Genomic DNA, 24661 nt, shown 5'->3' with positions numbered 1-24661 from the left:
ATGCCGCCGCGAATACGCTTTCAGGGCGTACAGGCCGCACGGATAAACAGAGCTGTCGGGCAGAAAACAGGTGTAAGCGTGATTCGATTTAACCTAAACGGTCGCTGGATTGAAGACAATAAAATTGATCCAAATTGTACCATTCTGAAATACCTGCGCACCACGATGATGCAACCTGATGCAAAAGAAGGTTGTGCAGCGGGAGATTGCGGAGCCTGCACATTGATGCTGGGTGAAATGACAGAGCGTGGTATTGAATACCGCACACTGAATGCCTGTATTGCGTTAATGGCTAATGTGCACGAACGCTATCTGTTAACCCCTTCTGGTATTGGTCGCGCCGGACAATTGCATCCGGCACAGCAGGCGATGGTTGATTGCCATAGTTCACAATGCGGATTCTGCACTCCGGGCTTTGTTATGTCGCTGGCTAATCTGTATCAGCAGACGGGCCTGCACGTGCAGCAAAGCGTGTTAACGGATGAGCAGATTCACGCTGCTCTTTCCGGAAACCTGTGCCGTTGTACCGGCTATCGTCCGATTATCGAAGCCGCACATAAAATGGCGGCACTGCCAGCCTGTGATGTCAGCGAGGTATCAGCCCGCAATGGCGTGCAAACCTTTAACCCGCAAAGCGATGTACCGGCCGATGGTTCTCCGGCGGCGCTGCAGGATGTTGATGGCCGCCGTTTATTTATGCCATTAACTGAAAAGCAACTGAAAGCGTTGCTGCGCGACTATCCGGATGCCTGCCTGTGGGCCGGTGGTACCGATGTAGGCCTGGAAATTACCCAGCGCTTTAAACAATTCGACACCATTATTTGCCTTAACCGTATCAGCACGCTTGCCCGGACACAGGTTCTGGACGAGCAGTTATGGTTGGGAGCCGGTGTTACCTACAGTCAGGCTGAGCATGAGCTGGCTGATCTTTTTCCTTCGTTTGCTCAGCTCTTGCATCGAATTGGCTCACGCCAGATCCGCAATATGGGCACTTTGGGGGGCAATATTGCTAATGCTTCACCGATTGGCGATACGCCCCCCGCTTTTTTAGCGTTAAATGCGACGCTGGAAATTGACGGAAACCATGGCCGCCGTGAGGTTGCCATTAATGATTTTTATCTGGGTTATAAACAGACCGTGCTGCAACCCGGTGAATATTTACGCGCCATACGCATTAATAAATTACAGAGCAGCGAATCGCTGACGCTGCATAAAATCAGTAAGCGTTACGATGATGATATTTCTGCGGTTATGTTTGCACTCTTTATGGATGTGCAGAACGGCATTATAAAAAATGCACGTCTGGCCTGCGGTGGTGTCGCGGCTACGCCATTACGGGCACAGAAAACCGAGCAGGCATTAATTGGCCAGCCGTTTTCTGAAAGTACGTTTTTACAGGCTGCGAACTTCATCGGGCAGGATTATCAGCCGCTGTCGGACGTTCGCGCCAGTAAAGAATATCGTCTGCAGGTTACGCGTAATCTGATGCTGAAAAGCTATCTGGAATTAACCGCCGGACAGGCAGGAGATGCAGCATGAGCCAGGTTTCTTCAAAAGTAACGCCCTGGGAAGCACGTCGCCAGCGTCCGGTAAAAGGTAAAAGCGGCAGTAAGCTGGCGCATGAAAGCGCTGAAAAACACGTACTGGGTACGGCAACCTATATTGATGATATGCCAGAACTGGCCGGAACCTTATTTGCTGCTGTCGGAAAAAGTACCATTGCCCATGGAAAAATCCTGTCGCTCAATTTAACCGCCGTGCGCAATGCGCCGGGTGTGGTTGATGTGATTACACTGGATGATATTCCCGGTGAAAAAGATATTGGCCCGGTCTTTAAAGGCGACCCGATATTTGCCGATGGCGTGGTGGAATTTCACGGTCAGGCACTATTTGCCGTGCTGGCGGAAAGCTTTGAGCAGGCCAAGCGTGCAGTGTTGCTGGCGCAGGTCAGTTATGAAGAACAGCAGGCACTGTTAACCATTAAAGATGCGTTGCAGCAGAATGCCTTTGTTCGCCCTGCACACAGTATGCAGAAAGGTGATGCTGCGTCCGCTATTGCCGCAGCGCCGATACAGATGAGTGGTGAGCTGTATGTAAAAGGGCAGGAGCATTTTTATCTGGAAGGCCAGATCAGCTACGCCCTGCCAGCCGAAGACGGTGGTATTAAATTATATTGCTCCAGCCAGCATCCGACGGAAGTTCAGAAGCTGGTTTCTGAAGTGCTGGATCTGCCAATCAACCATGTGCAGGTTGAGGTGCGGCGCATGGGCGGTGGTTTTGGTGGTAAAGAAACCCAGGCGGCACAGTGGGGTTGTATCGCTTCGGTTTTTGCCCGGCGCCAGAACAGTCCGGTAAAAATGCGTCTCGACCGCCAGGACGATATGGTATTAACCGGCAAGCGCCATGATTTTTATAACCGTTATCAGCTGGGCATTGATGAAAACGGTAAAATTCTCGGTGCTGATATTGAGCTGGCCGGTTTTTGCGGATACTCGCCGGATTTATCCGATGCCATTGTTGATCGAGCGATGTTCCATGTGGATAACGCCTATGATCTGAATAACGCCCGTGTCATCGGTCATCGCTGTAAAACCAATACCGTATCGAATACTGCTTATCGTGGTTTTGGCGGGCCGCAGGGAATGATTTTTGCCGAAGCCATGCTGGACGATATTGCCCGTAAAGTGGGTAAAGATCCGCTGGATGTACGTAAGGCCAACTTTTACCGCGACGGCGGCAGTACCCATTACGGCCAGCCGGTTGAGGATTTCTTTTTACCCGAACTGGTTGAACAGCTGGAACAGGATTGTGACTACCGTGCACGCCGTGCCGCCATTACCGAGTTTAATCGTACTAACCGCTGGAAAAAACGCGGCCTGGCATTAACACCGGTGCGTTTTGGTATTTCATTTACCATTCAGTTTTTAAATCAGGCCGGTGCGCTGGTACATATCTATACCGATGGTTCGATTCACCTGAATCATGGCGGTACAGAAATGGGGCAGGGGTTATTTACCAAAGTGGCCCAGGTCGTTGCCCATGAGTTCGATCTTGATATTGATATGATTCAGGCCAGTGCCACAGCGACCGATAAGGTACCGAATACCTCGCCAACAGCGGCGTCATCCGGCTCGGATTTAAATGGTAAGGCCGCGCAGAATGCCTGCCAGATTCTTAAGTCGCGGCTGGTGCAGTTTGCGCAACAGCATTATCAGGTGAATGCCAGCGACGTACGCTTTATTAATAATCATGTGGTTATCGGTGCCGATGAGAACAGCGCGCAATGGATCTCCTTTGCCGACTTCGTCACTCTGGCGTACCAGAACCGCGTATCCCTTTCGACCACCGGTTATTACGCCACACCAAAAATTCATTACAACCGTGACACTGCCAGTGGGCGTCCGTTCTTTTATTTTGCCTTTGGCGCCTGCTGCGCCGAAGTCGAAATTGATACCCTGACCGGTGAATATAAAGTACTGCGTGCCGATATTCTGCACGACGTTGGCCGTTCGCTGAATCCGGCGATTGATATTGGCCAGATAGAAGGCGGTTTTATTCAGGGCATGGGGTGGTTAACCACGGAAGAGTTATTGTGGGACGATAAAGGCCGTCTGCAATCCAACTCCGCAGCGACCTATAAAATTCCGACATCGGTTGATATTCCAGCACACTTTAATGTGCAGCTGTTCGACCGCGCTAACGCTGAAGATACCATTTATAACTCCAAAGCCGTTGGCGAGCCGCCATTCATGCATGGCATTGCCGTCTGGTGTGCTCTGCGTGATGCGGTCGCCAGTGTGGCGGATTATAAAATCAGTCCGCCGCTGGATACCCCGGCAACCCCTGAGCGGGTATTAAATGCGCTGATGTTCTGTCAGCAGGAGAGCAAGGCATGAAATTTGTGCGCTGGTACGATGCAATTGCCCGCTGCCAGCAACGCAGCGACTCTTATGTCATTGCCACAGTAATGGGCAGTGCTGGCTCTGTACCGCGCGATCCCGGCAGTAAGATGGTCATCACCGCTCAGGATCAGTTTGACACTTTGGGCGGTGGCCAGCTTGAATTTCAGTTAATTCAGAAAGCGCGGGCATGGTTGGCTGAAACCGCCGGAACAGTCAGTACGCAGCTCAGTAAAACAGGCCCGCTTGCCTTGCAGAAAATGGAAAAAATCCCGCTGGCAGCCAAAGCCGGGCAGTGTTGTGGCGGCAGTGTCAGCGTACTGCTGGAATTATTTCAGCTGCAGACTGCACCACTGGTGGTCTTTGGTGCCGGTCATGTGGCCAAAGCCCTGATGAATATTCTGGGCGGGCTGGAGCAGCCGGTTATCTGGGTGGATAACCGCGCGGAACAATTTCCGCCGGCAGATACACTGGCCGCCAATATTGATTGTGTTTGCCAGCCTGAACCGGTCGATATGATTGCAAAACTGCCTGCAGGCAGTGAGCTGGTGATTCTGACCCATAATCATCAGCTGGATTTTGAATTATTACAGGCGGCACTGGCGCGTACAGATTTCCGTTTTATAGGCTGCATCGGCTCGCAAACCAAAACCGAGCGCTTTGCCCTGCGTTTGCAACATGCCGGGTTAACGGCTGAGCAACTGGCGCAACTGACCATGCCCATCGGCCTGCCACAGGTCGGCGGGAAATTACCGATGGAAGTGGCGGTATCGGTCGCCGCCCAGCTGCTGGCACGGAAAACTTCAGCGGCTGCGACAGATACAGAAGACAAAGCCCGGCGCAAAGGCCTGAGCTGGAAACAATTGCAGGAAGGGCTGACCGGTGACGCACTGACGTCATCAGAACATCAGCCTGTAAGTCATCCTTAGGGCCTGTCGACACTAATTGAATAGGTCCTGCTGAGAGCTAGTTTTTCTCAGAACAAGGAGAGAGGAGTGATATTAGCGGGCTAAATGAATGACGAACGACGAAGTTAATGAAAAAAACTGGCCTCAGCCCGAAGGGTTATGGCTAAAAATCCCTCATCCTGCGTTGCTGTTCGTTCGCTTAACCCGTTAGACCACACTCTCAGCGCCTTGTTTGAGATATTTTTAGCCAATAACAGGCCTGTTTAATTAGTGTCGACAGGCCCTAATAACCTGACGATCCGATCATCGTCAGAATTATCCGTCTGATAATGTTGAGAAGAATATGAAAAACGAAGTGCATCCTTACAGTGAGTGGATTGATCTGGCAAACCGTCGTCTGGGCGGTCAGGTGCTGAGCTGCAGTGATGATTTCTTTGCTGAAATGGAAAACCTGATCAAGCCGGAAGCCCCGGTCTTTATTGACGGTAAATACACCGACCGCGGTAAATGGATGGATGGCTGGGAAAGCCGCCGTAAGCGTGTTGCCGGTTACGACTGGGCCATTCTTAAACTGGGAACCCAGGGCCGCATCAAGGGCTTTAACGTATGCACTACGCACTTTGCCGGTAACGCGCCGAAGCAGGTATCGATTGAAGCCTGTAACAGCAAAACAGCACCGGATAACAGCACTGAGTGGACCATGATCGTCGCGCAGCAGGACGTAAATCCGGACAGCAATAATTTTATTGATTGTGATTCCGCTGGTGTGTGGACTCACCTGCGTATCAATAGTTTCCCCGATGGTGGCATAGCCCGTTTACGTGTGTACGGCGAAGCGGTGATGGACAGTAACTGGTTCCTGCCGGGTGAGCCTGTGGATCTGGCCTTCGTTAAAAACGGTGCGCGCCCGGTGGAGTGCAGCGATATGTTCTTCAGCTCGATGAGCAACCTGATCATGCCCGACCGTGGCGTCAATATGGGAGACGGCTGGGAAACCAAGCGTCGTCGCGGTGGCCGTGAATGCGACTGGATTATTATTAAGCTGGCCGGTACCGGCAGCATTAAAAAAGTCGTGGTCGATACCGCGCACTTTAAAGGTAATTATCCGGATGGTTTCTCACTGCTGGGCATTACCATGCCGGAAGGTGAGCATCCGCAGGAAACTTCTGAGTGGGTACCAGTGATTGAACGTGAGAAACTGACGGCCGATGCCGAACATTTCTACAAAGACGAAGTGATCAGTGGCGAGCAGACCTTTACTCATATCAAACTGAATATGTACCCGGATGGCGGTATCAGCCGTTTACGCGTGTTCGGTTTTTTGAACACAGATAAATAGTCGGTTTTCTGAATACAGATAAATAATGGATTCCTGAAGGATGCCCAATGACACTCGATGAACTGAATAACCTGACGGTGGCGGAGGCCATCGCCGCCTTTACCAGTTGCTGTGCGGCAGAACGCTGGGTGGAAAAAGTGGTTGCCGCGCGCCCCTATGCCTCGGTGGATGAGCTGCTGCAGAAGGCGGATGAATTCTGGTGGGCAATGGAAGAGCCTGATTTTCTGCAGGCTTTTACCGCCCATCCGAAAATCGGTGATGTAAACTCACTGCGCGCTAAATACGCCAATACCAAAGCCATCGCCTCGCACGAACAGAGCGGAGCAACGGGTGCGACCGAGGCCGTACTGGAGGCTTTGGCGGCTGGTAACAGTGCCTATGAAGAAAAGTTTGGCTTTATTTTTATCGTATTTGCCACCGGCAAGAGTGCCGGGCAGATGCTGGCACTGCTGGAGCAGCGACTGCCGAACAGCCGTGAGCAGGAAATCCGTAATGCCGCTGAGAATCAGATGATGATTACCGATTTGCGCATTAAAAAGATTCTTGGCTTAGTCTGAACAGATAAGGCGCTGTCAGATTGTTGCGAACGTAGCAGGTATAACAATGCCGTGGAGTAATAATGAGTAAAAGTGTAATTACCACGCATATCCTCGACACCCAGCGCGGCCGTCCGGCGGTTGGGGTTGAGGTGCGTTTATTTAAATCAGCAACCGCTTCTGTTGCTGACCCGCAATGGCAAAGCATGGCCAGTGCCGCGACCAACGAAGATGGCCGTATTATTGACTGGCTGGGAACCCGTGAGCGTGAGTCCGGACTGTACAAACTGGAATTCGCGACCGGGGCCTATTATGCCGCACAGGGTCTGAGCACTTTGTATCCGCAGGTGGATATCCTGTTTGAAATCGATACGCCAACCGAGCACTACCACGTGCCGCTGTTGCTGTCGGCCAATGGTTTCTCGACTTACCGTGGTTCCTGAGGAATTCAGTGATGGAATTAATTCTGCAACCTGAGCCTTTAACCGCCGAAAGTTTTGCGCCCTTCGGTGAGCTGGTGAGCGTGCGTGGTAAGCCGGTTATGATTAATAACGGCACCACCGAGCGTTACCATAATCTGGCGCAGGTTACCGTGGGGGCAGAGCCACAAAGCGGGCAGGGTATTATCAGTATTTTCCGCGCCCAGCCACGTACCCTGCCGATGAGCATTGGCATGATGGAACGTCATCCACTGGGCAGTCAGGCATTTCTGCCGTCGTCGGATGAACCTTATCTGGTGCTGGTATGCCTGAGCCATATTGTTAATGGCGATGAGGTGCCAGACCCATCCAGCTTTAAGCTGTTTCTCGCCAGTGGTGAGGAAGGCGTGAATTACAAAGCCAATTGCTGGCATCATCCGTTGCTGGCATTAAACCGTGTGTGTGATTTCTGGATCGTCGACCGCGTTGGTCCGGGCAATAATCTGGAAGAGTTTTTCTTTCCGGACGATTGGAATATCCGAATAAACTTGTGAGAAAGAACATGAATTATCAGGGCTACCGGGGACGCGTGCTGCATTTCCTCGATGAACAGACTCCCCAGTATTTTGCCGATGGTCTGCTGATCACCGACACCGATGCCGGCACCGTGATTGGTTGTGGCGATGCCGCCACCATGCTGGCTCAGTATCCGGATATCCACGTGACTCAGTACGATAATGCCCTGATTATGCCGGGCTTTATCGACACCCATATTCATTATCCGCAAGTGGATGTGATTGCCTCCTACGGCGAGCAGCTGCTCGACTGGCTGAATAATTACACTTTCCCGACGGAAGTGAATTTCGCCAACACCGACGTCGCCAATAATGCAGCGGAATTTTTCCTGCAGGAACTGCTGAAAAACGGTACGACTACGGCACTGGTGTTCGGTACTGTGCATAAGAGTGCGGTGGATGCCTTTTTCGAAATCAGTCAGCGCCTGAATACACGTATGATCTGCGGCAAGGTGATGATGAACCGTCATGCACCGGAAGCGTTGTGCGATACGGTAGAAAGCTCGATCGCTGATACTCAGGAACTGATCGACCGCTGGCATAATAATGGCCGTCAGCTTTACGCCATTACCCCGCGCTTTGCCATTACCTCCACGCCGGAACAACTGGCGGCGGCGGGACAACTGATGGCCGATAATCCGGGTGTTTATATGCAGACCCATCTGGCGGAAAATCTGGATGAAATTGCTTTTGTAAAAGAGCTGTTCCCGGAGCGTAAAAGCTATCTGGATGTGTACGATCATTACGGCCTGCTCGGCGAACGCAGTGTATTTGCGCACTGTGTGCACCTCGATGCTGAGGATTATCAGCGTATGAGCGAAACCGGCAGCAAAATTTCGTTCTGCCCGACGTCGAACCTGTTTCTCGGCAGTGGTTTATTCCAGCTGGATGATCAGCCGTTCCCGGTGGACGTCAGCGTAGCAACCGATGTCGGCGGTGGTACCAGTTTTTCGATGCTGCAAACCATGAATGAAGCCTACAAAATCTGCCAGTTAAAAGGCAGTAAACTGGCGCCGCAACGCGCCTTTTATATGATGACGCTGGGTAACGCTAAAGCGCTGTCGGTGGACGATAAAATCGGTAATTTCGAAAGCGGTAAAGAAGCCGATTTTGTTGTGCTGGATCTGGCGGGTACCGATCTGATGAAGCGTCGTCAGTCAATCTGTAAAACCCTGGACGAAACCCTGTTCAGCCTGATGATCCTCGGCGATGACCGTGCAGTACGCGAAACCTTCGTTGCCGGCCGTTCGGTCTGGACCAAGCCGGAGGCCCATTAATGGAAGGCTATATCTTTGACTGGCTGAATCTTTTTCTGCGCTGGTTTCACGTGCTGGCCGGTATCGCCTGGATCGGTGCATCCTTTTATTTTGTCTGGCTCGATCTGAGCCTGGAAAAACCCAGCGACGAAAATGAAGCGCGCGGTATTAAAGGCCAGTTATCCGCCATTCATGGTGGTGGTTTCTACGAGGTGGTGAAATACAAGCTCGGGCCGCAGGTGATGCCGGCTAATCTGCACTGGTTTAAGTGGGAAGCCTACACCACCTGGCTGACCGGTTTTTCGTTGCTGGCGGTGATGTATTACTGGGGTGCGCAGCAATATCTGATTGATCCGGCCAAGGTGGCATTTTCACCGGCGGCGGCTATTGGCAGCAGTCTGCTGTTTCTGGCCGTGGGTTTTGCGGTTTATGAATTGCTGATTAAAAGCCCATTGCGCAACAGCAATAAAGGCTTTGCTTCTGTTCTGTTTGTATTTCTGGTGTTTATGGCCTGGATGGCTGATCAGCTGTTTGCTGACCGTGCGGCTTATATTCATGTCGGTGCTTTAATCGGCTCGATTATGGCCGGTAACGTGTTCTTCGGCATTATGCCGTCGCAGCGTGAACTGGTACGTGCGGTAACTGCCGGTGAAACCCCGGATGCGCGTTATGCTATGCTGGCCAAACTACGCTCAACCCATAACAACTACCTGACCCTGCCGCTGGTCTTTATCATGATCAGTAATCATTATCCGATGACCTATGGCCATGAATATGCCTGGCTGGTACTGGCTATGATTGCGGTAATTACCGGTCTGGTGCGTCATTTCCTGAATTTAAAAACCCAGGGTGCCGGAGTAAAACCGGGTTATTTAATCAGCGCCTTTATTCTTACTGTTGCTCTGGCTTTCTGGATGGCGCCCAAACCGGTTGCAACGGTAGGTAGCGTCATTAATGCCGACCAGGCATTGCATATTACCCATCTGCGTTGCGCCGAATGTCACGCGGAATCTCCGACCAGTGATATGTTTAAAACGCCGCCGGCGGGTATTATCCTCGAGTCTGAAGCGCAACTTCTGCAGTACAAGGACCGTATGCTCAGCGCACTGCAAACCGGCTATATGCCACTGGCCAATATCACTGCCATGACTGAAGACGAGCGGGCGCAGTTGATTGTCTGGCTGCAGGCTAATTAGTGTTAACAGGCCCTGGCACAGTATTTTAATTGGAACGTTCTGGCTCGGGCGGGATGATGGTGTTCGGTGTATAGATAACCGCCTTCAGCGGTTTTTTATTGATACTGTTGAGCATATTTTTATAGGTCAGCTCACCAATACGGAAAAAGTCGATGCTGACCAATGAGTGCACCAGCTGTTCCTGCCGCAGCTGGTGGTATTCGGGCAGTACTTTGCCAACTCCGATAATGATCAGTGGCTTCTTTTTTCTCAGGTTTTCCTGAAAAGGCAGCAGGATGTTCTGGTATGCCTGGGGATCAATCAGAGGCCAGCTGCCAACAGACAGAAATACATCGGGTTTAATTTCAGTCAGGCTGATACGTATTTCAGCTAATGCGCGTTTGTTGCTGTCGCCGCTGTCCCAAAGACAACGTTCCGGCTCATACCAGCCACCCTCACCACGCAACGGCTGAGCGTCGATCAATGCCGGATTGCCGCTCAGTTCGCGTCTTATACCCAGAACCCGCAAAGCGAGATTGGTATCGTGTTCCGCGGTCATTAAACATACAGAACCGCCATTGGGGTAAATTGCTTTTGCCTGACGGGCGAGATCGCGCCCGAACTGTTGGTTGTCGGTGCCGACATAGCTCAGGCTCAGATTTTGTTCTCGCTCAGCGAATGGCGAATCAAAAGTCATGACCGGAATTATTGCCTGAGATACGGCCTGCGCAATAACATCCGATTTGGTCACCGATATTGCCATGGCGCTATAGCGCCGGCTATTGATTGCACTTTCGATGGCTTTAGCCTGAATACGGGCGCTGGTTTCCTGCTCCGGGCCGAGCAATACACAATGATCGCTATTTTTTTGTGCTGCAGCCTCACAGCCACGCCAGACTTCAATAAAGTTCTGATCGCTGGTGCTTTTGGCAATCAGGGCGAATTCCCGGCCATCAGCGATGACGCTGTGTGATAGCAAACAGATAAACAGCAGGCATATCTTCCGTGTCGACATTAACGCTCTCCATTAGCACTCCCGTGTATCTGATAGCGTATTCCGCTACGGATTACCAGTCCGAACAGAGTTCGTTAATGCTAATAAAACCATGTTTTTAAAAGGGGTAATGTGGCGTGTATCGTTCATTACTGTAACCTGATTTTACTGTCTTACTTCTCAGTAATGATAAAATGGCGGAGCTATATAGGAACGTTAAGGATCGTTTATGACGCACAACCAGCAGGTGAGTGCCAATATCACCCGCCTGAAGGAAAAAATTGAAGCTGCGACCAGCCAGCATGATCTGGTCGCTACGATCCGCTCGCTGGAACATCATCCGGGCCCTCTGGATTACAAAGATAAGCCCTGGCAGGTGATCGGCTTGCTGTTTATGGGGTTAGGCGGGCTGGCGCTCTACAGTGTTTTCAGCCGGAGTCTGCCCTATGAGTTTGATTATTTTCTCAGTGTTGTTCTGTACTACAGCCAGTATTGGTTACCGGTAGCAATCGTTGTTTTCTGGCAGCTCTGGCGTGAGGAAAAAGGAAAAGCAGGCTTTTTATCCAGATACTTTAAAACGCCGGCGCAACGCATGGCCGCCGCCGGCGGAATAACTCTGGTTGTGGTGCTGATGCCGTTCTGGGGGCTGGTTTACTGGGAAGGGTTGCAAACACTGACGCTGCTTGTTTCCGGTGGCGGCTTTGCCTCTTCTGAAGTGGGGTTGCCGTTGTTGCTGCTGGTTATCGGTGGCATTGTCTGCTGGCGTCTGTATCAGCGTAAGCATTGGCGCAGGCCGCTGTCAGAACGGATCAGTCTGCTTGATATTCTGTTTAATAACGGCCTGAAGGCTTTGCCTTTCAACGGGAAAGAGAAAGCCAAAGAGCTGGGTCAGCAGTTTAAGGAATTTATCCGCGGCAATGATCTGCGCGAAATTCAGCACCTGTATCAGGGACATTATGAGGGCGAGCTGCATCGTTTTGATTACCGCCTCTACCGTTTTCATTATGTTGTCCGTCGTAGCGAAACTTACACCGACTCCAAGGGGAATACCCGTACCCGGGTAGTAAGAAACAGCTATTACCGTCATGGCCTGCTGTTGCACTTCCCGTTTTCCAGAGGGCTGAGTCTTAACGCTGGCAGCGGCATATCTTTCAGTGGTGAAAAGTACACGACGGCGTCAAATGAATTTAACCGGGTATTCAGCATCCGGGCTGATGAAGAGATTGTAGCGGCGCGCTTTTTATCACCCGCTGTGATTGAAGCAATGCTAGCGATCGCGGCTGAGTACTCACGTCCTGTGCTGGAAATAAACGCCGGTGGCGATCTTTGTTTTGCTTTCAGCAACGACGATATTCTGGAACATAAGCGCACTTATAATCTGGAAAGTCCCGTTGAATTTGCCAGCGAAATTGCTAAACACGATGAGCTTGAAAAGCTCAATGGCCTGTTGTTTCAGATACACAACCTGATGCGCCTGACTGACAACAATTTTCAACTTTAACCGGGCGTCCGGTACGCCTTGATGGAGGCTTTATGAGCGATTTTTATTTTTTACTGTTACCCGTGATTTTGCTGGTCGCTGTGGTTGTTATCTATAACGGCATTATTGGAAAGTTTAATGCCGTTGACCGTGCCTGGGCTTCGGTTCTGACCCAGGAGCGGCAGAAGAATAAAATTATTCCCCATGTTGAAAAGCTGGTTGAAGAGTACAAACTGCATGAAAGCAGTGTTCTGGCGGATGTTACCCGTCTGCGTAACAGCATTGACGAGCTTGGTAAGCAATCATCTGCCGCACCTGATACCGTCAGGCTGGCTGAGGCTGAAAGACATACGGCCAGTCTGTTGCAGGGACTTAAAGTGGCTGTCGAGGCTTATCCGGAGCTGAAGGCTTCTGATCTGTATATGAAACTGATGGCAGAAATATCGGAGCAGCAGGAGCAGATTGGTGCTGCGCTGCGCATCTTTAACCGTAATGTTGAAGAGTTTAATAATGCGATTCAGATGTTCCCCGGCTCACTGGTGAACTCTTTACTGAACCACAAGCAGCCGGTACAGAGTTTTACCGATGCTGAGGCGCAAGATGGTTTTGACTATAAGCCTAACCTCTGACCTATATTAAACATAAAAAAACCGGCTATTAGCCGGTTTTTTTATGAGTCAGTCTCTGCTGCTGACAATCAGACTCGCCGGATCAAAAAAGCCAACACCACTTTCCACACTGCCGGGTTGCGGGCTGCTGAGAATATGATTCTTCATCTTTCCGATGATATGCATCTCGCAGGGTTTGCAGTCGAACTTCAGGGTTAATACCTCGTCACCGTTAACCAGCTGCATATCTTTGACCTTGGTAATCACCCCGGTAACGCCCTTGGCCTGTTTCGGGCAAAGGTTAAAAGAAAAACGCAGGCAGTGCTTGGTGATCATGACCGGCACATCGCCCGTTTCCTGATGCGCTTCGTAGGCCGGTTCAATCAGTTCAACGCCAAAGCGTTTATAAAAGGCACGGGCTTTTTCGTTGTAAACGTTATCGAGGAAGGTCAGCTGGCTGTCCGGATAAACAGGCGCGGGTTCACTGACGGCCTTGCGCTGTCCGCGCGGATGGGCGGCAATACGGGCGGCGGTCAGTGCATCAATGGCATCGCGGCGCAGGGTTTTTAACTGCGAGCCGGGAATAAACCAGGCCTCGCCGTTTATCTGAATCCGGTCGGCGTGATAAATGGTGTTACCCAGTTTGCCAAAGGTATCCTGCAGTTGCTGCTGTGCTTTCTCTGCGTTGTTGGCAGGCTCGAACGGACCTTTTAATGTCAGCGTTACGCTGCTGCCTTTTTCGCTACCATTTTCAATACTGGTAAGTGTCGCGCTCAGAGCATCCTGTGTAGCCTGAATATCCCAGTTAACCAGCACGCGGCGCTCGGCGGATTTTTTCAGCAGTGCCTGCTGCCAGTTATGATCCAGATTACGGTTCAGCTTTGCCGGTAAACGCAGTTTTTTTAATTCTTCCGGCATTTCGTTGGGTGCTACGCGGTATTGCCAGACGTGCTGCATTTCACCCTGATCATTCTCCAGGTCAAAATCCGCAATCGGGTAAACATTATTCACACGGAAGCCCACCACTTCGCGTTTGACCAGCACGTTGAGGCCATCGCCGTTGGTGAGTTCGGTATCGGTCTGTACGGTTAGTTCGCTCTTGCCAACACCAATTAATTCACCGACCGGCAGGCCAACGAATTTAGGCGAATCGAAGGCGCCGATATCAATTTTACGCTCACTGACAAAGTAATCGGTGCTGCCACGGTGAAAGGTTTTATCCGGGTTCGGGGCAAAGAAATGTTCGGTATAACCGCTGGAAGCACGCGCCAGATCCGGACGATCATTAAGAATATCATCCAGCAGCTGACGGTAATGGGCAGTGATGTTTTTTACATAGCTGACGTCTTTGTAGCGTCCTTCAATTTTGAAGGAACGGACGCCGGCATCCACCAGATCGCGCAGATTGGCGGTCTGATTATTATCTTTCATCGACAACAGGTGCTTGTCGTAGGCGACCACGCCACCGTTTTCGTCTTTTAAGGTGTAGGGCAGGCGGCAGGCCTGTGAGCAGTCACCGCGGTTGGCGCTGCGTCCGGTCTGGGCGTGGGAAATATTGCACTGACCGGAAAATGCCACGCACAGCGCACCGTGAATAAAAAACTCCACGGCGGCATCAACGCTGTCGGAAATTTCTTTAATCTGAGCGAGGTTAAGTTCCCGTGCCAGAACAATTTGCGAGAAACCGGCGCGGGATAAAAACTGTGCTTTTTCCAGCCGGCGGATATCACACTGAGTGGAGGCGTGCAGTTCGATCGGCGGAATATCCATTTCCAGCACGCCCATGTCCTGCACGATTAACGCATCGACACCGGCGTCGTACAGCTGGTGAATCAGCTGGCGCGCAGGTTCGACTTCGTCGTCGTGTAGAATGGTGTTCAGGGTGACGAATACTTTGGCGTGGAATAAACGGGCAAACTCCACCAGGCCGGCAATATCAGCCACCGAGTTGCTGGCGTTATGGCGTGCGCCGAAGCCGGGGCCACCGATATACACCGCATCGGCACCGTGCAGAATCGCTTCTTTGGCAATGGCCGCATCGCGGGCGGGACTTAACAGTTCGAGCTGGTGTTTTTTCAGCATGGCAGTACCGGGAATTCACCAATTTTTCAGAGCCGGAAATAAAATTGCCGGAGCTTTGCCTGATAATGCAAAAGTCCGGCAATGGTGTGGCGGCAGCCTTAACGGCCGCGCCGTTTACAGCAGGCTGTTTACGGCTTCGACCACCGCTTCGGTGGTAATACCGAATTCTTTAAACAGCAGTGGCGCCGGTGCAGATTCACCAAAGGTGTCCATACCGATGATCTTGCCGTTCAGGCCAACGAATTTGTACCAGTAATCTTTGTGCAGTGCTTCTACCGCAACGCGGGCAGACACAGACGCAGGCAGTACCGATTCGATGTATTCAGCGCCCTGCTTGCAGAACACTTCAGCACACGGCATAGAGACAACGCGTACGTTCTTACCGGCCAGTTGTGCGGCGGCAGCGGTCGCCAGTTCCACTTCGGAACCGGTGGCGATGATGATGGCGTCCGGTGTACCGGCACAATCTTTCAGGATGTAACCACCACGGGCAACGGCAGCAACCTGTTCGGCAGAACGTGGCTGATGCTGCAGGTTCTGACGGGAGAAGATCAGCGCGCTTGGGCCGTCTTTACGCTCAATCGCCGATTTCCAGGCGGTGGCTGCTTCGACGGTGTCGCATGGGCGCCAGGTTTCCAGATTCGGGGTGTTACGCAGGTTAGCAACCTGTTCTACCGGCTGGTGCGTCGGGCCGTCTTCGCCCAGACCGATGGAGTCGTGGGTGTAAACGAAGATAGAGCGTTGCTTCATCAGCGCGGCCATACGCACGGCGTTACGGGCGTATTCCATAAACATCAGGAAGGTGGCGCCGTAAGGTACAAAACCTTTGTGCAGGGCGATACCGTTCATCATCGCGCTCATGGCGAATTCACGTACGCCGTAGAATACGTAGTTACCGGAGGCATCGGTTTCGCTTACGCCCTGACAACCTTTCCACAGTGTCAGGTTGGAACCGGCGAGGTCAGCAGAACCGCCGAGGAATTCAGGCAGCAGCGGGCCAAAGGCGTTCAGGGTGTTTTGTGAGGCTTTACGTGAAGCAACCACTTCACCTTTGGCCTGACATTCTTCGATATAAGCCTGTGCCTGAGCAGAGAAATCGGCAGGCAGATCACCGGCTACGCGGCGTTTGAATTCGGCAGCCAGTTCCGGGTAAGCGGCAGCGTAAGCGGCGAATTTTTCGTCCCAGCTTTGTTCTGCGGCCTGACCTTTCTCTTTCGCGCTCCAGCCAGCGTAAACGTTTTCCGGAATTTCGAAGGCGCCGTGTTTCCAGCCCAGACGCTCGCGGGTCAGGGCGATTTCGTCGTCACCCAGTGGGGCGCCGTGGCATTCTTCTTTGCCTTCTTTATTCGGTGAACCGAAACCAATGATGGTTTTGCAGCAGATCAGGGTTGGCTGCTCAGTGTTGGCGCGGGCGGTTTCGATGGCCTGTTTGATCTCTTCCGGATCGTGGCCGTTAACGCGTGGGATCACCTGCCAGCCGTAAGACTCAAAACGCTTAACGGTATCGTCGGTGAACCAGCCTTCGACTTCACCATCGATGGAAATGCCGTTGTCATCGTAGAACGCAATCAGTTTGCCCAGACCCAGAGTACCGGCCAGAGAGCAGGCTTCGTGGGAGATACCTTCCATCATGCAGCCGTCACCCATGAAAACATAGGTGTGGTGATCGACCACGTTGTGCTTGTCACGGTTGAACTGGGCGGCCAGTACTTTTTCGGCCAGCGCCATACCCACACCGTTGGCAATACCCTGGCCCAGTGGACCGGTGGTGGTTTCAATGCCCGGTGCGTAACCGTATTCCGGGTGGCCCGGAGTTTTGGAGTGCAGCTGACGGAAGTTCTTCAGATCGTCGATAGACAGATCGTAGCCGCTCAGGTGCAGCAGGGAGTAGATCAGCATGGAGCCGTGGCCGTTGGACAGGATAAAACGGTCGCGATCGGCCCACTCAGGGTTGTTCGGGTTGTGCTTGAGGTAGTCGTTCCACAGTACTTCGGCGATATCGGCCATGCCCATAGGGGCGCCCGGGTGACCGGATTTGGCTTTCTGTACGGCGTCCATGCTCAGTGCGCGGATGGCGTTCGCCAGTTCGGTACGAGATGTCATGTAACGACTCCTGAATCTGAATTCTGTATTGCTGCCGTTACTTAAGCGGATATGCGCCGCAACGGATTCAGCGGGTTAAAAAAGGGGCGCTATTGTCGCGCAGATCCCGGTGTTCAGCAATGGCGAAGGGGGCCGGAACGGCGGATTATGACAACTTCGTGGCGGGCTTTTCTGTCGTACCGGCCTCTGAGCCGCACTCAGGGGCTGGCAAGCGGCAGAACCAGTGGGCAGAAGCGGGGGTTAGCGGTGTAAACAGGGGTAGATTGCGGCTATATCCTGCAACTCTGCCGCCCGAATCTGGCTGAGTTGAACCCGGAAAATCAGGGGGAGTTCTGACACACTGTGCGCCTCACTACGGCGACCGCAGTAACCGCTGCGACAGCAACAGCCGCCGTCGCGCAGGCCAGAGTATTGAAAATAACACTTAAAATAGTACCTAAAATAACAACAGCCGGTGGTTGTAACCGCCAGCAGACTGCCGCAGCAGGCAGGCACAGGAGACTCAGATGAAAGACTTCAAAAATAAAGTAGCGGCGATTACCGGTGCAGGTTCGGGCATTGGTCGTGCGCTGGCCATTAATCTGGCGCAGCAGGGTTGTCATCTGGCGTTAAGCGATGTCAGTGCCAAAGGTCTGGAAGAAACTGCACAGATGCTGCAGGGCTATGGGGTTAAAGTAACCACCGATATTCTCGATGTGTCAGATCGTGAAGCGGTCTACGCATGGGCCGATAAAACCGCCCGCGAGCACGGCAAAGTAAATATGATTTTCAACAACGCCGGTGTGGCGTTGTCCGGTACTGTGGGTGCTCTGAGTCTGGAAGATTACCAGTGGATTATGGACATTAACTTTAACGGCGTGCTGTATGGCACCAAGGCATTCCTGCCCCATCTGGAAGCGGCCGGCGAAGGCCATATTATTAACACCTCCAGTATCTTTGGTCTGGCGTCACAGCCATTAATGAGCGGCTATAACGCCAGTAAATTTGCGGTGCGCGGACTGACCGAATCTCTGCGCCAGGATCTGGAAATCTCCCGCTCTCCGGTCAGCTGCAGCTGTGTACACCCGGGCGGCATTAAAACCAATATCGCCAAATCTGCGCGTATGGATGCCAGCTGTGCACAGGTAACAGGTACATCTGAAGAAGAAGCGACCAAAGAATTTGAAAAGCTGTTTATCACCACGCCGGATAAAGCCGCCAAGACCATTCTCAATGGTGTGCGTAAAAACAGCCGCCGTATTCTGATTGGCCCGGATGCGCGTATGTTTGACCTGCTGGTGCGTATGCTGCCGGCCACTTATCAGTGGATTTTCACCAAAGCTGTACAGCTGCAGTCGAAAAAAGCCGCGCAACGGGCGAAAAACGCCTGATAACGATGCGGTGCTCTGAGCATTAAGAAAAACGGGAGGCCTGCCTCCCGTTTTTATTGTTTCGCTTTTTTTATTGTTCCGCTCTTTTTCTTCTTCCGCACAGCGTAGCCGCTCTCTCCTTCCTTTTTTCTCAGGCCCGTTCACAAAACCGCTCAGCCTTTCTTGTTGATGTCTGGCCCGTGCTGATAATATTCCTCTCACTTTCAGGAGTGAGCTTTACAGCAGACCGCTTCATCTTCGCCATATGGCACGTTTAACAAGGAGGTTGTTAATGGAAACACCTGTACTTTATCCCGCTGGTCCGCAGCAGGTTCCGGCGGATCTGACCAAACCCCGCGGTTCCTATCAGCGTCAGGCCTGGCTGGCGATGGCTGGTCTGATGTTGTTTATGCTGGGGTATATCGCACTGGGTATTTGTTTTGCGGTGATTACCTTTAATGGTGTTGTGCATCTGCAGGACTGGGGTTTTGACCTGCTGCGGCTGACGATTACGGTTTGCGCCGGTTTGCTTACCTTATTTATCGGTAAATCACTGTTTGCAGTGCGTAAATCCGGAGACCCGCAGGGGATCGAAATTACCGAAAAAGACCAGCCGCAATTATTTTCTTTTATTTATCGTCTGGCGGATGAAATCGGCGCGCCACGTCCGCACCGGGTATTTCTGACACCAGAGGTTAATGCCGCTGTTTTTTATGATCTGTCGTTACTGAACCTGATTTTCCCGTCGAAAAAGAATCTGATTATTGGTCTGGGACTGGTGAATGTATTAACGCTGGGTGAATTAAAAGCAGTGCTGGCCCATGAATTTGGCCATTTTGCCCAGCGTTCGATGCTGGTAGGGCGCTGGGTGTATATCGCACAGCAGATTATTGGCCATATGCTGGCCACCCGTGACTGGCTGGATAATCTGGTACGTGGTCTGGGTCGTACCGATCTGCGTATTGCCTGGCTGGGCTGGTTGTTGTCGCTGATTATCTGGTCGATCCGCGCGGTGGTCGACACCATGTTCCGTCTGGTGATTATGGCCGAGCGCGCGCTCAGCCGCGAAATGGAATTTAACGCCGATCTGGTGGCTGTCTCCGTAACCGGCAGCGATGCCTTAATTAATGCTTTGCATAAATTGCAGGCTGCAGACCATGCCTGGCAGACGGCGCTGAATGTTGCTCAGACTGAGGCCGGTTCCGGTAAGCGCTTAAGCGATTTATTCAACGCTCAGAAAATTACCATGGAAGCCATGCGCAAAGTGCTCGACGATCCGCAGTATGGTGTACCTGCGCCGGTGGATCAGCCGGAAAACGCTGCCAGCCACCGGGTGTTTACCGAGTCGATGGCACGTCCGCCACAAATGTGGGCAACACACCCGGCCAACCGTGACCGCGAAGATAATGCCAAGGCACGTTACATTGCTGCAGACATTGATCCGCGCAGCGCCTGGGAAATTTTTGCCGAGCCGGATGTTCTGCGTGCGCAAATCAGCAGCAGTTTTTATAACGCCGAAAAACAGGATGAGCTGGAAGCCGTGACGGAAGACGATGCGGTCATGAGGCACTTTTCGCACAGCTCATTAGATCCGCAATATCGTGGCAATTACCTTAACCGCGATGTGATGCGTAATTTTTCTTCGCTGGCTGAGTTGCTGGAAAGCGGCAGCATTCAGGCCACGGCAGTTCAGTCTCTGAGCAAGGTTTACCCGCTGGAATTAAAAGAACAGCTGGCCGCCGCGCGCAGTCTGGAAAGTGAAATCAGTACATTAAAAGCCCTGCAGGATGGAGATCTGAAACCTTCCGGCGGCGTGATTCGCCATCGTGGAGAGGAAGTGCAGAAAGCCGATATTCCACAGGTTCTGGATCAGCTGTCACTGGAGCGTGCGGAACTGACGAAGGTGTTAAAGGAACACGATGCCAGCTGTCACCGCGCGCATCTGCAGGCCGCTGCCGAACTTGGCCGTGGCTGGGAAGCTTATCTGCATGGCCTGCTCAGCCTGCTGCATTCCTGCGAGCATCTGGCGGCGGTGGTGCGTAATGAACAGGCGTTGCTGGGCAATACCTGGGCGGTGATTACTGCCGATGGTCAGATCGGCTTTTTTGAAAAACGCCGCATGCTCAATGTTGCCCGTGCGGTACAGGATTGTATGACCGAAGTGTCTGCCGCACTGTTTAATATGCAGCTGACCGATAAACTGGCCGAAGCACTGGGGGTGGAAAACTGGCAGGAACAGAACCCGCAACTGGGCTTACCCGATGTCGATAAAAAGAACTGGAACGAGTGGTGTCCGGCGGCTTATGAGCGCATGGGTGGCATTGCCGGTTTACTGGAGCATATGAGCGGTTTATTGCTGGAAGATGTCATTGTGACCGAGCGCTATCTGGCGCAGTCGGTGCAGCAACCGGATGCGGTGGATAACACTCTGCAGGCACCTAAAGCCGGTGGTCTGGCCGGTTATTATCCGGTGCTGTTGCCCGGTGCTGAACATCAGCTGCAGCGTAAACTGGATTTATGGAACCGCTTCCAGCTGGCCCATGGCGTGATGCCATCGCTGGCGCGTTTGCTGGTGGCCGGAGCCATTGTTGGCGGGACTATTTATGGTGGTCTGCTGACCGCGTAGGCCTGTTTTATGTTGGCCAGACGTTCTCTGGCCAACATAAATAATAATTAAACCCCGTCAGCGCACCAGTTCATACACGCACATATTCACTGCTGAAGCTAAATTCAGCGATTCAATCGCGCCACTGCCGTTAATGGTAAACGGCTGAGCCTGCATGGCTTCTAGCTGTTCACGCGGCACGCCGCGGGCTTCGTTGCCGAATACATAGCAATCAAACTCTTTAAAGCTGCTGTCGCTTAACGCCTTGCCCTGCATATCGAGACAGGCAATGCGGGTATAGCGTTCGGCCACCACTTCGAGTGCCACATATTGCTCCAGCGCGACGTGGAAAATCGCCCCCATACTGGAACGCACAACCTTAGGGTTGTAAGGGTCAACACTGTTGGCACTGAGCAGACAACGGAAACCACCAAACCAGGCGAGGGTGCGCAAAATCGTCCCTAAATTGCCCGGGTCCTGAATTTCATATAAATAAACAGCGCGTTCGTTTTTTGCTGGTTGTGCAACGGCCGGGTGGGCGCTGCTCGCCGGCGCAAAAGGCACGGCGGCAATAATGCCCTGCGGACTTTTGGTGTCGGACATCTGGCTCATGGCTTTATGACCGACGACTGTGGTGCGCAGATTCAGGCTGATATTCTCCGCCACCCAGCCCTGATATTGCTCGGTAATAAACAGCTGCGACTGTGCCAGGTGTGGCTGGGTCGCCGCTGCTTTCTGCAGCTCCAGAATCAGGTGCTCACCTTCCACTAAAAAGTGGTGCAGTTCTTCACGGTATTTTCTGTGCTGCAGTTTTTTAACGTCATCAACTTTCATGGCTTCAGCCCTGTTTTCCGGCCTGGGCGATCATATCCAGTGCCACGGCTTCGGCAACTTTAATACCATCGACACCGGCGGATAAAATACCACCGGCGTAACCTGCGCCTTCACCGGCCGGATACAAACCTCTGGTATTCACACTCTGCAAAGAGTCGCGGTCACGGGCGATACGGACGGGCGATGAGGTGCGGGTTTCGATACCGGTTAAAATCGCATCGTCGCGGTCGAAGCCACGGATCTGTTTGCCGAATTCCGGCAGAGCTTCGCGGATGGCTTCAATCACATAGGAAGGCAGTGACGGATACAGGCTGCCGAGTTTAACGCCGGGTTTGTATGACGGCTCAACTTCACCGAATTCGCTGGAATCTTTACCGCGAATAAAATCACCGACCAGCTGGCCCGGTGCGCAATAATCGCTGCCACCCAGTTCGTAGGCTTTTTCTTCGAGTTTTTCCTGCAGCTCAACCCCGGCTAACGGACCGCCGGGGAAATCCTGCTCCGGATTAATACCGACCACAATACCGGAGTTGGCATTGCGCTCGTTACGGGAATACTGGCTCATACCATTGGTAACCACACGGCCCGGCTCGGACGTGGCAGCAACCACGGTACCGCCGGGGCACATGCAGAACGAATACACCGCACGGCCATTTTTAGCGTGATAGACCAGCTTATAATCGGCGGCACCCAGCTCCGGGTGACCGGCGTATTTACCTAAGCGGGCATGGTCGATTAACGATTGCGGATGTTCAATACGGAAGCCCACAGCAAAAGGTTTGGCTTCGACGTACACACCTTTTTTATGCAGCATACGGAAGGTATCGCGCGAGCTGTGACCCAGCGCCAGCACCACATGACGGCTGTGAATTACTTCGCCATCAGCCAGTACAACACCTTCGGTCTGGCCATCTTCATTGCGCAGAATTTCAGTGACCTTGCTTTCAAAGCGCACTTCGCCACCGAGCTTTTTAATTTCTTCGCGCATGGTCGATACCACTCCGGTTAAACGGAAGGTACCGATATGCGGCTTACTGACGTACATGATTTCTTCCGGCGCGCCGGCACGGACAAACTCGTGCATGACTTTGCGGCCGTAAAATTTCGGATCTTTGATCTGGCTGTAGAGTTTGCCGTCGGAAAACAGACCGGCACCGCCTTCACCAAACTGCACGTTGGATTCCGGCGTCAGTGTTTTCTTACGCCACAGTGCCCAGGTGTCTTTGGTGCGCTGACGTACTTCTTTACCGCGTTCCAGCACGATCGGCTTAAAGCCCATCTGCGCCAGTGTTAACGCGGCAAACAGACCACAGGGACCGAAACCAATAATTACCGGGCGCTCGCTCAGACCTTCCGGGGCATGGCCGACGGGGTAGTAGTTGGTATCCGGCGCCGGGCGGATATGCACGTCTTTTTCAAAGCGCGCCAGCAGCTGGTCTTCGTTGCGTGCTTCCAGATCAATGATGTACACAAATTTGATCTCGGTGTTTTTCTTACGCGCATCGTAGCTGCGTTTAAATACCGTGAAGTTCAGCAGGTCGGCATCCTGAATGTTCAGGCGTTCAAGGATGGCCGCGCGCAGCGCTTCCTGCTGGTGATCAAGGGGCAGGGCAAGTTCGGTAATACGGATCATAAGACTTCCTGGCCGGTGACTCCGGCAGAGGTTGGGAAACGGGGGTAAACAGGACGCTATTCTAACCGATGTGCAGGCATTGGCCTATTGGCAGAGATACTGCGGAGGTCTGCAGAGGGTGACTTTCAGGTGGTTGGTTTGACCGTGGAGGCTATGCAGGCTTGGGATTGACGTTATTTTGATCTGTATCCTTCGGGACGTAAATGGATTGTGACGCAGCCCGCTTTTCGGCAAAAAGTGCGGCGAATGGCAACTGAAAAAACCGTATTATCCGCGCCTCCATATACCTTAAAAAGGACTTGTTTGTTTATGAATATTAAAGCGGCTTTTCTGGCGGTTGCTGCCATGTTTCTTGCCGGTTGTGCTTCGACCTTCCAGTACAGTGCAGGCTCTGAGGAATATCGTAATAAACCGCTGGTGATTTCAGCGGTTAAGGTTGAGGTACGACTGGATTCGGCCAAGCAACCAAAGGGCTATCTGACAGAATCTGAAATCGCCGAAACCGTACGTGCCGACATGATTCGTCTGCTGCAGGAAAATAACGCGATTACTTACATCGAAAATGCGGCAGATGGTCTGAGCACAACGGTTAAACTGAACTACTTCCGTAAGTTCAGCTACGGCGACGCAATCGCTAAGCCGGAATTCAGCGGCAGTATCTATGTTGATCATGGCTCCAAACGTCTGGGTTCCCGCTCTTTTGCCAAGGCCACAACGAAATTTGGCGGCTTTACCGATGCCCTGGTGAATGCTGAAGTTGGTGTCGGTAAGTGGGACCATGAAGATGAGCCGCGCGATCTGGAAGTGATTGCCAGTGTTCTGGTGAGCGATCTGGAAGGCTTCTGATCCGTTCCTTTCCCCGGGCT

At 52.4% G+C, this 24661-nt stretch carries 19 protein-coding genes; 14 read left to right on the top strand and 5 right to left on the bottom strand.

The annotated features are described in order from the left end of the window. The first annotated feature begins 78 nt into the window (after positions 1-78). The 9 genes from xdhA (at position 79) to MT343_RS16280 (ending at position 10128) form a co-directional block, all read left to right on the top strand. Complete coding sequence (gene xdhA / locus MT343_RS16320; protein WP_186435770.1) at positions 79-1539, top strand: xanthine dehydrogenase small subunit; 1461 nt, start codon at positions 79-81, stop codon at positions 1537-1539. Next, positions 1536-3896, top strand: coding sequence for a xanthine dehydrogenase molybdopterin binding subunit (gene xdhB, locus MT343_RS16315; RefSeq protein ID WP_145466525.1), 2361 nt, complete (start codon positions 1536-1538; stop codon positions 3894-3896). Before xdhA ends, xdhB begins: the two co-directional genes overlap by 4 nt. After that, the gene (gene xdhC / locus MT343_RS16310) at positions 3893-4828 is read left to right on the top strand and encodes a xanthine dehydrogenase accessory protein XdhC (RefSeq protein WP_145466524.1); all 936 of its coding nucleotides are present in this window, start codon (positions 3893-3895) and stop codon (positions 4826-4828) included. Before xdhB ends, xdhC begins: the two co-directional genes overlap by 4 nt. A 322-nt stretch (positions 4829-5150) precedes the next feature. Continuing rightward, the gene (gene alc / locus MT343_RS16305; RefSeq protein ID WP_145466523.1) at positions 5151-6146 is read left to right on the top strand and encodes an allantoicase; all 996 of its coding nucleotides are present in this window, start codon (positions 5151-5153) and stop codon (positions 6144-6146) included. Positions 6147-6193: 47 nt separating this feature from the next. Then, entirely contained in the window at positions 6194-6703 is a 510-nt protein-coding gene (uraD, locus tag MT343_RS16300) for a 2-oxo-4-hydroxy-4-carboxy-5-ureidoimidazoline decarboxylase (protein ID WP_145466522.1), read from the top strand. Positions 6704-6765: 62 nt separating this feature from the next. Next, positions 6766-7125 (top strand): hydroxyisourate hydrolase, encoded by a 360-nt coding sequence (gene uraH, locus MT343_RS16295; RefSeq protein WP_145466521.1) that lies wholly within the window; start codon positions 6766-6768, stop codon positions 7123-7125. 11 nt (positions 7126-7136) lie between these two features. Then, the gene (locus MT343_RS16290) at positions 7137-7655 is read left to right on the top strand and encodes an ureidoglycolate lyase (RefSeq protein ID WP_145466520.1); all 519 of its coding nucleotides are present in this window, start codon (positions 7137-7139) and stop codon (positions 7653-7655) included. Next, positions 7652-8953 carry a guanine deaminase gene (gene guaD, locus MT343_RS16285; protein WP_243989420.1) on the top strand — a complete coding sequence of 434 codons (1302 nt, stop codon included), beginning with the start codon at positions 7652-7654 and terminating at the stop codon, positions 8951-8953. The genes MT343_RS16290 and guaD overlap by 4 nt, the downstream gene beginning before the upstream one ends. Further along, a complete protein-coding gene (locus MT343_RS16280; protein WP_145466519.1) occupies positions 8953-10128 on the top strand; it encodes a urate hydroxylase PuuD in 1176 nt (391 codons plus the stop codon). The genes guaD and MT343_RS16280 overlap by 1 nt, the downstream gene beginning before the upstream one ends. A gap of 25 nt (positions 10129-10153) precedes the next feature. On the opposite strand, the gene MT343_RS16275 is transcribed toward MT343_RS16280, so the two are convergent. Further along, complete coding sequence (locus tag MT343_RS16275) at positions 10154-11122, bottom strand: substrate-binding domain-containing protein (protein ID WP_145466518.1); 969 nt, start codon at positions 11120-11122, stop codon at positions 10154-10156. Positions 11123-11330: 208 nt separating this feature from the next. Between MT343_RS16275 and MT343_RS16270 the strand changes: the two genes are divergently transcribed. Together MT343_RS16270 and MT343_RS16265 are read left to right on the top strand one after the other, a co-directional pair. After that, positions 11331-12602, top strand: a complete 1272-nt coding sequence (locus tag MT343_RS16270; RefSeq protein ID WP_145466517.1) for a DUF3137 domain-containing protein — start codon at positions 11331-11333, stop codon at positions 12600-12602. A gap of 32 nt (positions 12603-12634) precedes the next feature. Further along, positions 12635-13210: a LemA family protein gene (locus tag MT343_RS16265; protein WP_145466516.1), complete on the top strand. Its 576-nt coding sequence runs from the start codon at positions 12635-12637 to the stop codon at positions 13208-13210. Between the two features lie 48 nt (positions 13211-13258). On the opposite strand, the gene MT343_RS16260 is transcribed toward MT343_RS16265, so the two are convergent. Next, positions 13259-15271 (bottom strand): peptidase U32 family protein, encoded by a 2013-nt coding sequence (locus tag MT343_RS16260; RefSeq protein WP_145466515.1) that lies wholly within the window; start codon positions 15269-15271, stop codon positions 13259-13261. A gap of 114 nt (positions 15272-15385) precedes the next feature. Next, positions 15386-17374: a transketolase gene (gene tkt / locus MT343_RS16255; RefSeq protein ID WP_145466514.1), complete on the bottom strand. Its 1989-nt coding sequence runs from the start codon at positions 17372-17374 to the stop codon at positions 15386-15388. A 506-nt stretch (positions 17375-17880) separates the two neighbouring features. On the opposite strand from tkt, the gene MT343_RS16250 reads away from it, so the two are divergent. Both MT343_RS16250 and MT343_RS16245 read left to right on the top strand, forming a co-directional pair. Beyond that, on the top strand, positions 17881-18744 hold the full coding sequence (locus tag MT343_RS16250) for an SDR family NAD(P)-dependent oxidoreductase (protein ID WP_145466513.1): 864 nt from the start codon (positions 17881-17883) through the stop codon (positions 18742-18744). 271 nt (positions 18745-19015) lie between these two features. Beyond that, complete coding sequence (locus MT343_RS16245; RefSeq protein WP_145466512.1) at positions 19016-21349, top strand: M48 family metallopeptidase; 2334 nt, start codon at positions 19016-19018, stop codon at positions 21347-21349. 57 nt (positions 21350-21406) lie between these two features. On the opposite strand, the gene MT343_RS16240 is transcribed toward MT343_RS16245, so the two are convergent. Both MT343_RS16240 and MT343_RS16235 read right to left on the bottom strand, forming a co-directional pair. Further along, the gene (locus MT343_RS16240; RefSeq protein ID WP_145466511.1) at positions 21407-22162 is read right to left on the bottom strand and encodes a TrmH family RNA methyltransferase; all 756 of its coding nucleotides are present in this window, start codon (positions 22160-22162) and stop codon (positions 21407-21409) included. A gap of 4 nt (positions 22163-22166) precedes the next feature. Next, positions 22167-23795, bottom strand: a complete 1629-nt coding sequence (locus MT343_RS16235) for an NAD(P)/FAD-dependent oxidoreductase (RefSeq protein WP_145466510.1) — start codon at positions 23793-23795, stop codon at positions 22167-22169. Between the two features lie 309 nt (positions 23796-24104). On the opposite strand from MT343_RS16235, the gene MT343_RS16230 reads away from it, so the two are divergent. Continuing rightward, the gene (locus MT343_RS16230) at positions 24105-24641 is read left to right on the top strand and encodes a hypothetical protein (RefSeq protein ID WP_145466509.1); all 537 of its coding nucleotides are present in this window, start codon (positions 24105-24107) and stop codon (positions 24639-24641) included. Positions 24642-24661 lie beyond the last annotated feature (20 nt).

The organism is Venatorbacter sp. C2-1 (assembly GCF_022832715.1).
Taxonomy (GTDB): Bacteria; Pseudomonadota; Gammaproteobacteria; order Pseudomonadales; family Oceanobacteraceae; genus Venatoribacter; species Venatoribacter alkanivorans.
The sequence above is the reverse complement of the archived record's forward strand: the minus strand, read 5'-3'. Positions and strand labels throughout refer to the sequence as shown.